Below are 15692 nucleotides of genomic sequence, written 5' to 3'. Positions count from 1 at the left end.
AAGGCCACTTAGGCTAGATGATTATCAGGCCGAAGGCCAGACCCCCACCATTTTCTATTTAGCGTTTTTCCAGTATCAGACAGCCTACTGAGTAGCCTGCACCGAAGGAGCACAGAATAGCTTTTTCGCCAGACTGAATGCCTTCTTTGTTTTTATGAAAGGCAATCACAGAACCCGCCGACGCCGTATTGGCGTAGGTATCCAGTACCAGCGGCGCTTCTTCTGGTAAAGGATCACGACCTAAAATCTTTTTCGCGGCAAACAGGTTCATATTGATATTGGCCTGGTGTAACCACAAGCGTTTTAAATCATCTGGCGCCACGGCTAAACGCTGCATCTCGTTTAAAATGACGTCGGCCACTATAGGCAATAACTCTTTGAATACCTTACGGCCCTGTTGCTTAAAGAATGGTGCATCAGGGTCTGTTTCTGGATGGCAATGTTCTGTGTAACCAATATCACAGCGAATATTGTTAGAAAATTCAGTTTTTAAACTCATACCTAAAATGCGGTAAGCGTTGTTAGACGTCACAGTCTCTTCCGCTTCGATAATAGTGGCGGTACAGACATCACCAAAAATAAAATGGCTGTCTCTGTTGGTGTAATTGACCTGAGGGGAAGCAAATTCCGGATTAACCACCAACACCACTTTGGCCATACCACCGCGAATAGCGTTCACCGCATTACTGATGGCGAAAGTGGCAGATGAACAGGCCACATTCATATCAAAAGCATAACCGCTAGCTCCCAAAGCCTGCTGCAGTTCAATAGATAAGGCTGGATAGGGCCGTTGAATATTCGAAGCAGCGCAAATAATCAGATCGATATCAGCTGCAGTTTTACCCGCTTGTGCCATCGCCTCCTGAGCTGCCACTATCGCCATTTCCACCATTTCAGGATGTTCGTCTTCACCACGTTTGGGGAAAACTGGCATCATCACGGCAGGATCTAAAATCCCCTCTTTGTGCAACACATGACGGGATTTAATGCCTGAAGCTTTTTCAATAAACTCGCAGCTGGAATACTCTAGGGCGGCCAGTTCACCAGCAGCAATATCCTCAGCATATTGCTGATTAAACAAATCGACATACTGATTAAAACTAGCGACCAATTCTTCGTTGGTGACAGTTTCAGTGGGTGTAAACAGGCCTGAGCCGCTGATCAGCACATTTTTCATTCAGAATACCCTTGTCATAAATGCAACTTCTTGTAATGAGTTGCTGAATTGGTCGCTATTCTAGCCTAACTAGTGCAGTACCTGCCGAGTTTTTTGCTGCGCTAAGGCTGATAGATCACTACAGTGCTAGCGACTTTATCTTGGATCGCCTGTCGGTTCGGATCCCAGAGGATTTGCGCAAATCCAATCAACCCTGTCGCCAGACCTGCGCCATATCCGCCCTGACGACTAAAAGAAGCCCACAAGGTCAAAGGCTGATTATCCAGTTGCACCACGCGAATTCGGGTCAACTGCTTTCCTATGGTTTGACCATTATTCCAACTGATAAAAAAAGTAAAATAAAACATAGCCCAGCCGTACCCTAAACCAAAATCAGCCAGTATGCCTTTAACCCACTTAATCAGGCTGTAGTCAGAGTTTTTTAGCTTATCCAGCACTGAATACGAGTCCTCTTTGGCTGGTTCCACAGCGGCAGCCTGAGTCTCTGACACTATTGCAGGTAGTGCGGGCTCAACGACGTATTTATCCATAAGGGCTCGTTTTTCAGTCCTTTTTAATTCAGTTAAATCCAATAGTTCATTCAGCACATCGCGCTGGTGTTCAGCGCTGACGCCAGACTCCTGCAGCACAAGTACAAGCTCTTTTACCTTGATCTCAATACAAAGGTCATCACAAGCTTGGGTCGACAGCTCCAACGAGACTTTCGCCAGTTCAGCGCCCGCGTGCGATGTCAGTTGGAAATCAGAGCTCGATTCAGAGTCCTGCTCCTGCACCAGTTCCGGCGCCCAGCTAAGCGTTGCTGCCATACATAAGGTTACAAAGACCAGCAGCAGCAGATGGTTTATCTTTTGGGCTTTGTATCTGTTCCAACACAAATACAACATAGTAGGCAAGACAAAAACCAGACTTGCAGCAGCAAGACCACTAATAATCAGACCGTCTATGCCCATAGCTATGCCCCGGCGCAGAGGTTTAGCCAAAGGCTGCCCTATCAATTCATCCGCTACCGCAAAGGCATGAGGCGTCACGATTTGGCGCACTTCTTTTTTTGTTAATTGATGACCTGTTTCATCGACAAAAGTGTCAGGCGCAACTTCCCTGATGTCCTGATGGTCTGGCTGCTCGTGCTGCATCACAATTCCTTGCTAAACACCTGATAGATATAACACTTTAATCAGTTGGCCTACCCTTTTCAATGCCGCTTGGACAAATGTCGGATAGCACAGCTTAAGCCATCCAGCGTCATACCATACATCTGGTTTTCCATCAGTTTCTGCAGTATTTCAATAGAGTGATAATGGCTCCACCAGGCTTGTGGTTGTGGGTTCAACCAAACCGCATTACTAAAATGCGCCAGCAAGCGTTTTAACCAGACTTCACCGGATTCTGGGTTAAAGTGCTCCACACTGCCGCCAGGATAAGTAATTTCATAAGGACCCATAGTGGCATCACCAACAAAAATCACTTTGTAGTCACTGTGATACGTCTGCAAAAGCTGAGTCATAGAGACGGCATCAGCGGCACGCCTTTGATGAGTGCGCCATACCTGCTCATAGGGGCAGTTATGAAAGTAAAAAAACTCCAGATGCTTAAATTCAGTGCGGGCTGCAGCAAACAGCTGCTCGCACTCATGAATATAATCATCCATAGAGCCGCCTATATCAAAAAACATCAGCACTTTCACCGCATTGTGCCGCTCTGCCTGAAACTTTAAATCCAGCCAGCCCGCTTGCTGAGCTGTGGCTTTTATAGTGCCGTTTAAATCCAGCTCTGTGGCTTGTCCGGTGCGGGCAAAACGCCGCAACTGGCGAAGCGCCAGCTGCATAGCTCTGTGATTTAACTCTGCGTTTTGATCAAAGTCTTTAAAATCACGTTTGTCCCACACCTTAACAGCACGGCGCTGACCACTGCCCTGCTGGCCTACTCTGATGCCTTCAGGGTGAAAACCATAAGCACCAAAAGGCGATGAGCCGCCCGTGCCTATCCATTTATTGCCGCCTGCATGCTTTTCCTGCTGCTCTTTTAAACGTTGTTTAAATTGCTCCAGTAACTGCTCAAGCCCGCCTAAAGAGGCCAGTTTGGCTTTATCTTCCTCCGACAACTGACGAATAAGCCCAGGCAGTAGCCAGTGATCCGGAATAAGCGCAGCTAAATCCAGGCTTTCGACCCCTTCAAAATACTCTGCAAAAGCGCGGTCGAATTTGTCGTACTGGCTTTCATCTTTGACCAGACACAAGCGGGACAGCAGATAAAAATCATCTATGCTTGCAAAAATAAGTTGCTGTTGCAGCGCTTTAAGTAAATCCAGCAGCTCTGTGATGCTGGATTTCAGGCCATATTTGCGTAAAGTTAAAAAGAATGAAATCAGCATATCAACGGCCAGCGCGACGAGCCATAAAGGCCAGTTTTTCCAACAAAGCCACATCCTGTTCGTTTTTCAGTAAGGCGCCATACAACGGCATTAAACCACCCTGATGCTGTTTATCATGAAGCACTGATGGCGCTATCTGTTCGGCTAACAAAAGTTTTAACCAATCCAGCAGCTCTGAGGTCGAAGGTTTTTTCTTTAACGCATCCACTGCACGCAAGTCAAAAAATACCTCGAGTGCGGCTGTTAATAAATCGGCCTGCAAGGTCGGAAAATGCGCCAGCACTATTTGAGTTAAGGTGTCTTTGTCGGGAAAACGGATGTAATGGAAAAAACATCTGCGAAGAAAAGCATCAGGTAATTCTTTCTCGTTGTTGGATGTGATCACCACTATAGGCCGCTGCTTTGCACTAATACGCTCCCCAGTTTCATACACATCAAAAGACATGCGATCGAGTTCATGCAATAAATCGTTTGGGAACTCGATATCGGCTTTGTCGATTTCGTCGATCAACAGCACTGGGCGCTTTGCTGCGGTAAAAGCAGTCCAGAGTTTGCCTGGCTTGATGTAGTTGCTGATGTTCGCTACGCGCTCACTGCCCAACTGGCCATCTCGCAAACGTGAAACCGCGTCGTACTCATACAACCCCTGCTGAGCTTTACTGGTGGACTTGATTTGCCAGTTGATCAAATCAGTGCCTAAACTTGCTGCCAACTCCTCAGCTAAACGGGTTTTGCCCGTGCCAGGTTCGCCTTTGATCAATAAAGGTTTTTCTAAAGTGACTGCGGCATTGACAGCTAATGCCAGTTCAGGCGATAAAATATAGTGTTCTGTGCTTTGAAAAATCATCTGAGGTTACTTCTTTTTTAGGGTGCAGACTTAAGATGGGAATATCTTATATCAAATCTTTTCTTTCGTTTTAATAAGGCGCGAGTATTCTTATAACCATTCATCAAAGCCTGAAGGTTTTTTATTATGTCAAAGATCTACGAAGATAACTCACTCTCTATTGGTAATACCCCTCTGGTGCGTTTAAAGCGCGTCACATCTGGTGCCAATGTATTTGCCAAAATCGAATCCCGTAACCCAAGCTTCTCCGTGAAATGCCGCTTAGGTGCAGCTTTGATTTGGGATGCAGAGAAAAAAGGTCTGTTAGGCCCAGGTAAAGAAATTATCGAACCTACTTCTGGTAACACAGGTATTGCTTTGGCTTTTGTTGCGGCAAGCCGCGGCTATGCATTAACTCTGACCATGCCAGCCACTATGAGTTTAGAGCGCCGTAAACTGCTCAAAGCTTTAGGTGCCAATTTAGTGCTGACCGAAGGCGCAAAAGGCATGAAAGGCGCTATCGAAAAAGCCAAAGAAATTCTGGCATCCGAGCCGGATAAATATGTATTGCTGCAGCAGTTTGAAAACCCGGCCAACCCACAAATTCACTTTGACACTACAGGTCCTGAGATTTGGAATGATACAGATGGCAACATCGATATCTTCGTAGCAGGTGTAGGCACAGGCGGTACTATCACAGGTGTAAGCCGTTACATTAAGCATGAGAAAAAACACCCGCTGATCAGTGTGGCCGTAGAACCTGTAGATTCTCCTGTGATAAGCCAGGCTCGCGCGGGTCAGGAAATAAAACCAGGTCCACACAAAATTCAGGGCATAGGCGCTGGTTTTATTCCGGGTAACCTGGATTTATCTATTATTGATGCGGTAGAAACGGTCAGTAATGACGAAGCCATAGCTATGGCACACCGTCTGATGAAAGAAGAAGGTATTCTGGCTGGTATTTCTTCAGGAGCAGCCGTCGTTGCCGCCAAGCGCCTGGCTGAGCTGCCAGAAAACGCTGGTAAAAATATTGTGGTCATTATCCCAAGCTCAACAGAGCGTTATTTATCCAGTGCGCTGTTTGCAGACTTCTTTACCGAAAGCGAATTACAAGCCTAATCAAGATGTTACGTTCAGCAAAAGGCCACTTCCGTGGCCTTTTGCTTTACTTTCCCCCTGTTTTTCCCCAGACTGTAAGCCGAACATTTAGTTTGGGTGAAAGCAATGAAAAAAATTTTAATACTGCTATTTTCATTATTATTAGTGGCTTGCTCCGAAGAGGCTCCAAAAGTGAACGCCAATCTGGGCTCGCCAGAGTTTGCTGCAGGAGAATTTTTTCATGCCTTGTACATCACCAAAGACTTAACAAAAGCAAAAGCATTAAGCACCCCCTCCTATGCCCGTATTCTGGATGCCTACGGCAATACCAGAGGTATAGTCCGCACTTTGTATAATATGAGTTTTGACGAAGTAACTATAAGTATTGACCGGACCGGCAAAAATCTGAGGGAACAATACGGCAACACCGCAGAGATCACCATGCTGCTGGAAGGCAAAAGCAATGGCGATAAGAAGATAGAATTGCGTGTCGTCAAATTGGTGAAAGAAGAGGGCAAATGGCTGGTGGAGGGGGTAAAACCAAACCCTTACTCCAGAACTGAGGTGTAGTTAGACCAAAGACGGGCGGCCATAAAGGTCGCCCCTACATTTTTGGCTAAGTCTTAGCCTTTAAAAAACTGCTGTATGACCTTTTGGCAATCCGCTGTGTTGAGTAAGCGACTAAAATCAGCCAGCTCCATTGCTATAGTCTGCTTCACCGCAGAACCCGCTTTCATCAGTTTTTTACTACTTTGTACAGCATCCGCAGGTAACGCGGCCAGCCTTTTCGCCTGAGTCAGAGCAAACTCCAGCAGCTTGTCTTTATCGACGACCAGATTGACTAGCCCCAAGCGGTAGGCCTCGTTACCGTCAATAGCTTCAGACAGCAGCAGCATACTGCTGGCCCGCTGATGGCCAATGATTAAAGGCAACAGCAGACTAGACCCTGCTTCCGGACATAAGCCCAGTTGGGTAAAAGGCAGCTGAAAACGACAATCTGCGGTACTGTAAACCAAATCACAATGCAGCAATACCGTAGTACCTATGCCTATCGCCAAGCCTGCTACGGCCGCTACTACAGGTTTGGGAAACTTGGCTATTTCATATAAAAACATCACTGTTGGATGATTGTCGTCCAAATCGCCACTTTGTAAAAAATCAGCTAAATCATTACCCGACGAGAAGCAATCTTTAGAGCCTTGCAACACAACCACCCTAACCTCATCGTTTTGTGTGGCCTGTTGCAGATGCTGCACTAACTGCAGATACATGAGTTTATTCAGTGCATTTTTCTTATGTGGTCTGTTCAGAGTCAGGGTTAAAACGCCTTGCTCCAGTGCTACATCAATACTCATTTTTTATTCCTTTCTCAGCTACTGACCTGCAGCTATGCCTTCGCGACGTGGATCAGCCGCACCTTCTAAATGGGTGTTTTTAATTTCAATAGCATGAATACCGCTGTTTAAATCAGCCATTTTGGGTTGATATCCAAGCTCCAGTAACGCAGGCGCCAACTGGCTTAAATTGGTATTTTGCTCCAACACCAGAGCGTCATTACGATGAGTGAATCGTGGCAGGTTCGCCGCTTGTTGTGCATCCATATTCCAGTCCAGCACAGCAACTAAGTTATGGGCTACGTAATTAATAATGCGGCTGCCACCTGGTGAGCCTGTGATATACCTCAGTGTACCCTTTTGATCGAACACCATCACAGGAGCCATCGAAGACCTTGGTCTTTTATTGGGCTCCACTCGGTTTGCAACCCAATAGCCATCAACTTTTGCCTGCAACGAAAAGTCTGTCAGTTGGTTATTCAGCAGGTAGCCATTAACAAATAAACCTGAACCAAAAGCATTTTCAATACTGGTGGTCATACTGACCGCATTCCCTTTGCTGTCGACTACAGATAAATGACTGGTATTGGCAAATTCAATGGCGTTACCTGACGCCAAAGGTTCAGCACCTTGTGGATCTCCCGCTTTAGCAGGACCACCTTCAGGCGCACTCAACAAGCTAGCGCGTTGTTTTAAATAATCATCAGCCAGTAAACCTTGCACTGGCACTTTCACAAAGTCCGGATCGGCAGCAAAACGTTCACGATCGGCAAAAGCCAGCTTACCGGCCTGGCTGATCAGATGAATAGCCTCCACTGAATTGGGTTTTAGTTTGCTCATAGGCTGATGCGCCAGCATACCCATCATTTGCAATACAGCTACACCTCCAGAACTTGGTGGCGCCATGCTGCAAATTTTAAACTGTCGATATGGGATGCAGATAGGCTCACGCTGTTTAGTCTGGTAAGCACTTAAATCTTTCAGGCTAATCTTGCCTGCATTAACAGGAGCCTGCTGCACAGCCGCAACCAGAGCTTTGGCATTATCGCCCTGATAAAACGCTTTACTGCCGTCTTTGGCGATGCGCTTCAGTAAAGCAGCATAATCCGGGTTTTTCCGGACAAATCCAGCCGGCAGCCACTGACCAGCCGTTTTAAAATAAGCCGCTGTTTGAGGAAATTTATCTAAACCCGGGTTCCAGTTGGCCTTTAACAAACCAGCTAAACGGGGCGATACTACAAAACCCTGTTCTGCAGTTTGAATTGCAGGCGCAAAAAGTTCAGCCCAAGGCAATACACCGTGCTGCTGATGAGCCTGTTCCAGTGCTTTAATCACACCAGGGACGCCAACTGACTTGCCGCCAACAAAAGCCTGACGCCAGTTCATCAATTGGCCCTGTTCCATAAACAAATCTGGCCCAGCTGAGGATGGCGCTGTTTCGCGGCCATCGATAGACGTTAATTTGGCCTGCTGTTTGTCCCAGTGTAGTAAAAATAGTCCACCACCAATACCTGAACTTTGCGGCTCGACCAGCCCTAACATCAGTTGCATGGCAATAGCCGCATCCACTGCGCTGCCACCTTTGGCAAGAATTTTTTCGCCCGCTTTGGCCGCCAGCGGATTCGCAGCAGAAGCCATATAGTATTTGGCTGTGGCAAGTTGTTTTTGTTCTATACCAGTAGTGGCTTCAGGGTCTGTTATTGCGGCAAATAAAGTGGAGCTACTGAACAGCAAAGCTGCTGTCAGGATCCGAAGCTTAAATTGAGTTGTTATCATTATTTTTCCTGCATTCAATAGACCCTTACCTTACCTAGTAGGGCCAGTTGGATCAATGACTGAAACGTCTTTTCACGTTAAAAGCCTTGACCTGAAGCGACGAATGCTTTTGCATAGCAGCTATTCCATGCAATGAACGATGATGTTGATGAATTTTCGCGCTTTTTCTTCCTTTCAATACGCTATGCTGGCTTTTGCTCTGTTGTTGATACTGCTGCATCTGTTGCCAGACAGTATCCGATCTGTGCTCGAATACCACAGATCGCAACCAGCACAAATCTGGCGCGCTCTAACCGGCCATTTACTGCACAGCAATCACTGGCATTTGGTGATGAATTTGGGTGCTTTACTGTTGATGCTGATGCTGCATCAGTTGTATTACCAACTGAGCTCTTTTGCGCTCTTGCTGCTGTCGGGCTGCATAGGCATCAGTGTGCTTTTGTATCTGTTCAGTCCTGATATTCAGATTTATCTCGGTTTATCTGGCTGGTTGCATTGCTTTATTACCGTCGGCGCTTTGCTGGATATTAAGCACAAAATCCACTCCGGTTGGCTTATTCTGCTGGGTGTGATAGCCAAAGTCGGCTACGAGCAGTGGCAAGGGCCAGATCAGGAACTGGCCGCACTGATAGATGCCAATGTAGCCATAGACGCACATTTTTATGGGGTGATTTGTGGTCTGCTGCTCGGGCTGCTGTTTGTTATCAGCGCAAAGCCTGCAGAAAGTCAGGTTCAGCACTAAAGCTCATCAAAAGCCCGCTTTGTGGATGAGTAAACTCCAGCACTGCGGCATGCAATAATAAACGGTTACTTTGTTGTTGCTGGGCTTGGGTTGCATAGAACGGGTCACCTAAAATGGCGTGCCCTATGCTTTGCATATGTAACCGCAACTGGTGTGAGCGACCTGTCACCGGCTCTAATTGCACTAAAGAGGCTTGCTGCTGTGGTAATAATTTCAGCACCTTGTAGTGAGTGACAGAGGCTTTACCCTCTGGGCTGATTTTATACAAAGGCCTGTTGTCTGGATCAGCAGCTATTGGCTTATCCACAGTGCCCTCTGATGGATCTGGCACACCAGATACAACAGCCTGATAAATCTTTTTTGTGCCCCTGCTTTGAAACTCTTTGCTGATGGTCGACAGCGCTTTTTTGCTCAGAGGCAATACCAGTAAACCCGAGGTGTCGTAATCCAATCGATGCACCACAGAAGCGGAGGGGAATTCAAGTTGCACCCGGCTTATCAAGCAGTCCTGATTTTGCGGATGCCGTCCCGGCACTGTTAATAAATGCGCAGGTTTATTCACCACCAGCAGATGCTCATCCTGATAGACTAAAGTCCAGGCCTGTTTCGTAGCGGGCAAAACCGCCAGATCATTAATCGGTGTATTCATGGTCTAAATAACTAGATACAAAGTTGGCGCTAGTATGCCAGAATTAGAGGTATAACTGCAGTAGCTATATCTGTACTAACCATCTGTATAAATAAGAGTAAGTGGATGCAAAGGCCTTTTGTATATAACCCACCAGCCGAACCCTGGCTGGATATTTTGTATCTGGATAAAGACATTCTGGTGGTGAATAAACCCAGTGGTTTATTAACCAATCCGGGCCGCAGTGAAGATATGCAGGACTGCTTATTGCACAGAGTGCAGCAACAATTTCCATTGGCTCAATTGGTGCACCGCCTTGATATGAGCACCTCTGGTTTAGTGGTGTTTGCACTGCGTCGTAAAGCAGAAGCGGCGCTGAAACAACAGTTTGCCTCACGCTCAGTGAAAAAAATTTACCGCGCCAGAGTCTGGGGTGAAATTGCCGAACAAGGCATGGTGAATGCTCCGCTGATCGCTGATGCAGCCACACCTCCTCTGCAAAAAATCTGTGAAAAAACCGGCAAAGCGGCTCTGACTCATTTTCAACGTTTAAGTTTTGATGGCCAAAGTAGTTTGGTAGAACTGCGCCCTGTGACAGGACGTTCGCATCAATTGCGGGTGCATATGCAAAGTATTGGGCATCCCATTTTAGGCGATGCTTTTTATGCTCATGATGAAGCTTATGCCGCAGCACCACGTTTGTTATTACAGGCGTTATGTTTAGAGGTGTATCAGCCTTATTCTTCGCAGCTGTTACGTTTTGAGTTGGAACCGGATTTTGAGTAGGGCCAGAGCAAAAGCTCTGACCCTGATGCTGTTATAACTCTTGTTCAAACAACCGATAGATACGTTTGTATTCATCCAGCCAGCTGCTTGGCTGACGGAAACCATGCGGCTCGACCGGATAAATCGCAGTCTCAAAGTTGGCATTTTCATGCTCAATTAAACGTTGTACTAAACGCACTACATCCTGGAAAAACACGTTGTCATCCACCATAGGCGCATTAATCAGCAGCTTGCCTTTTAAACCTTCGGTAAAATAAATAGGTGAACTGCGACGGTAGGCTATGGGGTCAACATCAGGTGTATTCAGAATATTCGAAGTATAACCATGGTTGTAATAAGCCCAGTCACTGACAGGACGTAAAGCAGCACCGGCTTTAAACAGATCTGGTTCAGTGAAAAGTGCCATAAAAGTCATAAAACCACCGTAAGAGCCACCATAAGTGCCAACACGTTTTTCATCGACATGAGCATTCGCCACCAGATATTTCACACCATCGACTAAATCCTGAGTTTCAGGAGTCCCCATCTGACGGTAAATGGCTGTACGCCAATCACGGCCGTAACCTTTTGATGCACGGTAATCCATATCCAATACCACATAACCTTGTTGGATCAGTAAGTTATGGAACAGGTATTCACGGAAATAACCAGACCAGCCCAAATCACTGTTTTGCAGATAACCAGCGCCGTGGTTAAAGATCACAGCGCGGCGTTTTTCACCCTGCTGATAATCTTTTGGTAAATAAAGCTTGGAGAACACTGGCTGTTTACCATGGCTGGATGGTACTGCCACTACTTGGGGTGCCGTCAGATTTAACGCCATCAGCTCTTTTGACACTGTGTGGGTTAAACGACTGACTTTGGCTTTAGGTTTGTTGTCCATCAGATACAACTCTGGTGGAGTGACAGAGTTAGACCAGGTCAGCAACAGCTTATTTTCATCAGGTGATAACTGGTAATCCGCCGAACCTTTAAGCGCAGTCATTTGTTCCAGCTGACCTGAAGCTAAACTCACCCGATACACTTCGTAAATGCCAGGATGGCTGATATTGCCCTTGAAATACAGGTACTGATCGTTTTTAGTTAAACGCGGATTGCTGACTTCAAAAGTACCGGCTGTCAGTTTCTTTGCTGTGCCATTGACGGGTTTAACATACAAATGAGCATAGCCTGATTCCTCAGACAGGTAATACAAGCTTTCTTTTTGGCTTAACCAGCCAAAGTCGTTGAAGCTGTAGCTAATCCAGGCATCGTCATGCAATCTGTGCTGATTGACCAGACGCTTTTTCGCGAAATCTACTGTGGCCAGCCAGCGGTCTTTGTTGTCCCAGGCTTTAAGCATGACTGCCACTTGTGAGCCTGAATCATGCCACTGGATAGCAGACTGACTCCAGCTCCAGTCGTTAATTAATTCAATAGCACGAGGGGCTTTTTTCGACTGGTAAGTTTTGCCCTGTGCTTTGGCATTTTCTGCTTTCACAGCTGCCAGCACATCTTCATCAAAACCAGGCAAATCAGTAAATTTCAGCTCTGTTGCCTGCTGAGTTTTCAGATCAACCAAAAACAACTGGTGCGATTGAGGTTTTTGATCGGCCACACGGCGACGTACTGATTCAGCGGCTATATCACCAGAAGCTGTAATGTAGTTGGGCATAATGTCGGTTTTATCGCGCCCTGGCGTTTTATCGGCTAAAGCCACCAGCAGTCTGTCGCCTTTGGGCGACAAGCTGGCCGATGCAATACGCTTGTTTTTATCCAGATAAACGGCAGGCGTTGCCATCGCACCATTTTGTGCCGCAAGTAATTGCCGTTGTTCAAACTGTTCGGTTTTGTTTTTATGCGTCAAAGCAACAAAACCAATGAGTGTGTGCTGTTCTTGCGCGAGATAGGAAGTGCCTACTTTAGGTGCGGCAGGTTTATCCGCATTTTTAAGGCTGACCAGTTCAGTCACAGCACCGCTGTTTAAATCCAGCACCTGGTAAGTCCAGCCAGCACGGAATACCAAACGGCCATCAGCTAGAAATTGCACTTCGTCATAACGCGTTGAGCTTCGTGTCACTTGCGTTAACTTGCCCAAATGTTTAACAAAGACATTGCCTTCAAACAAATAGGCCAGCGATTTGCCGTCCTGACTATAGACAGTGCGCGCCGTTCCCATTAAATGCCAGTCGGCCATAGGTACGGCCGTTGCAACAGCACCCTGTTCTGCTTTTAAGCTATACCAGTCACGAATTTCCGAACCCTGACGTTTTTGCTGAAAATACAACTGACTGTTGTTATCAGCCCAATAAGCCCCTTCAGCCGGACGACCTAACCAGTCCGGATGCGCCATAATCTGCTCCATAGTAAAAGGTGCATGGGCTACATTTTCCGGTGCTTTGACACTGACAGGAGTGAGTTGATAGGTTTGAGGTTCAGCCGCAATAGCAGAACCGATAAAACTTGCCGCGACAAAAGCCGCTACTAACCATGGTTTTGTTTTCATTGATATTCTTTTTTAGTGGTGGTTGTAAGCTCTTTATACAAAGAAATCAGTCAAAGACCAAGAGCTGTATGAATAGCATAGGTTTAATAGCTGGTAGCAGGCGATAAGTGGAATGGCAAGAGCTGAACACAGCCTGCGAAATGGCTTCTCAGGCTGTATTCATCGACAGACTCTAATTGAGTCTGAGCCACCAGAATAACCCTGCGCCAACTACAATTAGTGAGAGGATAAGCACAGTGCCCCAAGGCCGTTTTTTCTCAGCAAAAGGGTCGGCTAAACTGCGTTTTGCTCCGGCAGGCAAACGAGCCAATCCTGTTAAAGCAGCACCAAAAGGCACATTAATTTTGGCTCTGGTGTTCACTGCCCAGCCATTAGCATCCAGTAAAGGTCCAAGATTACGCCGCCGCAAGGTTAAAAACGCCATCAAGATCGAAGGTCCTGAAATCAACAGCAAGACACCGATAACGACTAATGGAATTTGCCACCAGACCAGCGAAAAAAGTCCTGCCATTACAGCAGCCAAAGCAGTACCCATAGCGCCAACAGCTAAACCAAAGGCAGCAAAAATACCAGCAAATTTAGCGATATCAAATCCGGCCGCAGTTGCTGTTGCTGCAGGAGTTGGGGCTGGCGTAGCTGCTGTAGCGACGACAGTCGTCGTTTTGGCTTCAATGTCTTTATCACGCGAGGCAGCAAACTTCTGCAACTGAGTTTCAATAAAAGCCGCAACTCTTTTGTAAGGGGACCAGAAGGCCTGACCAAGACTGACAGGCTGAGCCACCACTTTAGTCACCATAGCGCGCCAGTCACGACCTTGCCTGTCATAAAACACACCGTTTCGACCTGGTACCATTAACTCGTCAACGTCTCCGGCAGTCAAAGCTGCCACTATCTGCAACGGAGTTTCGCCCTGACGTTCACAGGTACAGTACACCAAATAACAACCACTAAAAGGGGCCATAGTGGCGTGACGGGCCATGTCTGATACTTTGAGTACCAGCTCACAGCTGCGCTGGTCCAGATACAAGGTTCCGATCTGGAAAATCGCTTTATGTTTACGTTGGTAAAAATCACTTAACGACACAAAATTGCGTAGCAAAGTAACTAAATCACGCTGATATCGCACCAGACGCTCTACCGCATCGATATTATCGGCAAAAGTGGATGCTGCAAGATCCTGCGCAATTAAGGCCTCCAGACGTTCTTTACCATCTCCGGCTACTATAGCCTTCAGACGATCAAGCCCCAGTTGATGCAAAGTAGTATCTGGTTTAGCTGCCTGCCATGAGCGCCAGGGCTCTAACAACTGACAAATCTGTTGCCACTGCTCCGCCGTTAAATGCCCGGCTTTACTTTTGCTTTTGCTACTAACTAAAGGCTCAACAACCAGAAGTTTGAACTGGGTCATAGCACTGGCCCAGGCCGGATTAACCCCCTCGCCCAGTGGTAAGGATTGCCCAGCGGCAATAGCTGCGAGTGGTAAGGCCGCTACATCAGTATCTGCAGCGCTGATGGCTTTATTACTCAGCAAATCATAGGCAGCAACAGCAGGATTTAACGCTTCTGCAGCGCGACTATCAAAAGCAGCCAACTGACAGCGGACAAAAAAGTCATCTACCTTGGCTTTTACCGCTTCAAATACCGCAACAGCTTCTGTCGTTTTATCACCCAGCGGGCAAAACAAAGGATCGTCAGTACCTCCGGCCGCATGCCATTCCACCACAGCTGTAGCTTGCTGATAAAAGGCATTCAGGCTATCGCCGTCAATACCTTTCCCACCGCTGCGATCGGGTTGAGCACCTTGAGTCTGAATAATTTCAGTGATCAACTGAGCCAATTCTGTATCAGAGGTCAGTTCTGCCATCACCACGCCGTCTCCATTAAAATGGTGTGGAGAAAACAGCAGCGTCATATCGGCTAAGTCCGCAACCTGCAATGGATCGGCTGGTGTTTTACCTGTAATTTCCAATACCCGCAGAGCGGCAGCTTTCAAATTAGCGCCTTCGGCATCTTGATCGCTTATAGCGTTAAGCGGTAAGCCCGGTGCTTTAAACATGATTTCCGCATCCGGCAACCGCTCACAACACCAGCGCACCGCAGCAAGAATTTCCGGCACCCGGATTTGACCATCGCCATCCAGATCCAACAAGGCCAAAGTGCGGCTGTCAAATTCAAGGCCAGTGGTAGGACAATTCAGCACTGTCCAGAGTTTAGGGTCGAGTTCAGTTAAATGCTGCAGATCTGCGGCAGAGTCCAGCGCCACCTGATCAAAACCACCTGATCGGAAAAAACGCCATTTATGTTGAGATTGAATAGTTGCCAAAGCTTGCTCTCCCTGAGGCATAAGTTTTACCTAGCATAATTCAGAGCCAGCACACTTACCAAACCCTAAGTGAAGAAAGTGGTTTAATAACAACGGAAAAGCAGAGTTTTTTCAAAAAAGGCCACTCAATCAAAGTGGCCAAAGCT

13 protein-coding genes are annotated in these 15692 nt (G+C 46.9%); 4 read left to right on the top strand and 9 right to left on the bottom strand.

The window, feature by feature from the left end; translation table 11 throughout:
* Nucleotides 1-58 precede the first annotated feature (58 nt).
* The 4 genes from EMM73_RS14205 to EMM73_RS14190 all read right to left on the bottom strand — a co-directional run bounded on the left by EMM73_RS14205 (nucleotide 59) and on the right by EMM73_RS14190 (nucleotide 4395).
* Nucleotides 59-1177, bottom strand: coding sequence for a beta-ketoacyl-ACP synthase III (locus EMM73_RS14205; protein WP_127687367.1), 1119 nt, complete (start codon nucleotides 1175-1177; stop codon nucleotides 59-61).
* Nucleotides 1178-1278: 101 nt separating this feature from the next.
* Complete coding sequence (locus EMM73_RS14200; RefSeq protein WP_222422670.1) at nucleotides 1279-2310, bottom strand: RDD family protein; 1032 nt, start codon at nucleotides 2308-2310, stop codon at nucleotides 1279-1281.
* A 59-nt stretch (nucleotides 2311-2369) separates the two neighbouring features.
* Nucleotides 2370-3548 (bottom strand): vWA domain-containing protein, encoded by a 1179-nt coding sequence (locus EMM73_RS14195; RefSeq protein ID WP_127687365.1) that lies wholly within the window; start codon nucleotides 3546-3548, stop codon nucleotides 2370-2372.
* A gap of 1 nt (nucleotide 3549) precedes the next feature.
* The gene (locus EMM73_RS14190; RefSeq protein WP_127687363.1) at nucleotides 3550-4395 is read right to left on the bottom strand and encodes an AAA family ATPase; all 846 of its coding nucleotides are present in this window, start codon (nucleotides 4393-4395) and stop codon (nucleotides 3550-3552) included.
* Between the two features lie 126 nt (nucleotides 4396-4521).
* Here EMM73_RS14190 and cysK point away from each other — a divergent pair, with 126 nt between their 5' ends.
* Together cysK and EMM73_RS14180 are read left to right on the top strand one after the other, a co-directional pair.
* Nucleotides 4522-5493, top strand: coding sequence for a cysteine synthase A (gene cysK / locus EMM73_RS14185; RefSeq protein ID WP_127687360.1), 972 nt, complete (start codon nucleotides 4522-4524; stop codon nucleotides 5491-5493).
* 105 nt (nucleotides 5494-5598) lie between these two features.
* Complete coding sequence (locus EMM73_RS14180) at nucleotides 5599-6042, top strand: hypothetical protein (protein WP_127687358.1); 444 nt, start codon at nucleotides 5599-5601, stop codon at nucleotides 6040-6042.
* Nucleotides 6043-6095: 53 nt separating this feature from the next.
* Here the strand turns inward: EMM73_RS14180 and EMM73_RS14175 are convergent, their stop codons facing one another.
* Both EMM73_RS14175 and ggt read right to left on the bottom strand, forming a co-directional pair.
* Nucleotides 6096-6827 (bottom strand): enoyl-CoA hydratase, encoded by a 732-nt coding sequence (locus EMM73_RS14175; protein ID WP_127687356.1) that lies wholly within the window; start codon nucleotides 6825-6827, stop codon nucleotides 6096-6098.
* An 18-nt stretch (nucleotides 6828-6845) separates the two neighbouring features.
* Nucleotides 6846-8582 (bottom strand): gamma-glutamyltransferase, encoded by a 1737-nt coding sequence (gene ggt / locus EMM73_RS14170; protein WP_127687354.1) that lies wholly within the window; start codon nucleotides 8580-8582, stop codon nucleotides 6846-6848.
* Nucleotides 8583-8724: 142 nt separating this feature from the next.
* Here ggt and rrtA point away from each other — a divergent pair, with 142 nt between their 5' ends.
* Nucleotides 8725-9324 carry a rhombosortase gene (rrtA, locus tag EMM73_RS14165; RefSeq protein WP_261373442.1) on the top strand — a complete coding sequence of 200 codons (600 nt, stop codon included), beginning with the start codon at nucleotides 8725-8727 and terminating at the stop codon, nucleotides 9322-9324.
* Here the strand turns inward: rrtA and EMM73_RS14160 are convergent.
* Nucleotides 9287-9973 carry an RluA family pseudouridine synthase gene (locus EMM73_RS14160; RefSeq protein WP_127687351.1) on the bottom strand — a complete coding sequence of 229 codons (687 nt, stop codon included), beginning with the start codon at nucleotides 9971-9973 and terminating at the stop codon, nucleotides 9287-9289. The genes rrtA and EMM73_RS14160 overlap by 38 nt on opposite strands.
* Before the next feature lie 105 nt (nucleotides 9974-10078).
* Here EMM73_RS14160 and EMM73_RS14155 point away from each other — a divergent pair, with 105 nt between their 5' ends.
* Entirely contained in the window at nucleotides 10079-10738 is a 660-nt protein-coding gene (locus tag EMM73_RS14155; RefSeq protein WP_127687349.1) for an RluA family pseudouridine synthase, read from the top strand.
* 31 nt (nucleotides 10739-10769) lie between these two features.
* Here EMM73_RS14155 and EMM73_RS14150 read toward each other — a convergent pair whose 3' ends face one another.
* Both EMM73_RS14150 and EMM73_RS14145 read right to left on the bottom strand, forming a co-directional pair.
* Nucleotides 10770-13223, bottom strand: coding sequence for a S9 family peptidase (locus EMM73_RS14150; RefSeq protein WP_127687348.1), 2454 nt, complete (start codon nucleotides 13221-13223; stop codon nucleotides 10770-10772).
* A 172-nt stretch (nucleotides 13224-13395) separates the two neighbouring features.
* The gene (locus EMM73_RS14145) at nucleotides 13396-15567 is read right to left on the bottom strand and encodes a hypothetical protein (RefSeq protein WP_127687346.1); all 2172 of its coding nucleotides are present in this window, start codon (nucleotides 15565-15567) and stop codon (nucleotides 13396-13398) included.
* Nucleotides 15568-15692 lie beyond the last annotated feature (125 nt).

It is taken from the genome of Rheinheimera sediminis, assembly GCF_004005375.1.
Taxonomy (GTDB): Bacteria; Pseudomonadota; Gammaproteobacteria; order Enterobacterales; family Alteromonadaceae; genus Pararheinheimera.
Note: the sequence above shows the minus strand (reverse complement) of the source record. Positions and strands in the feature narration are given on the sequence as shown.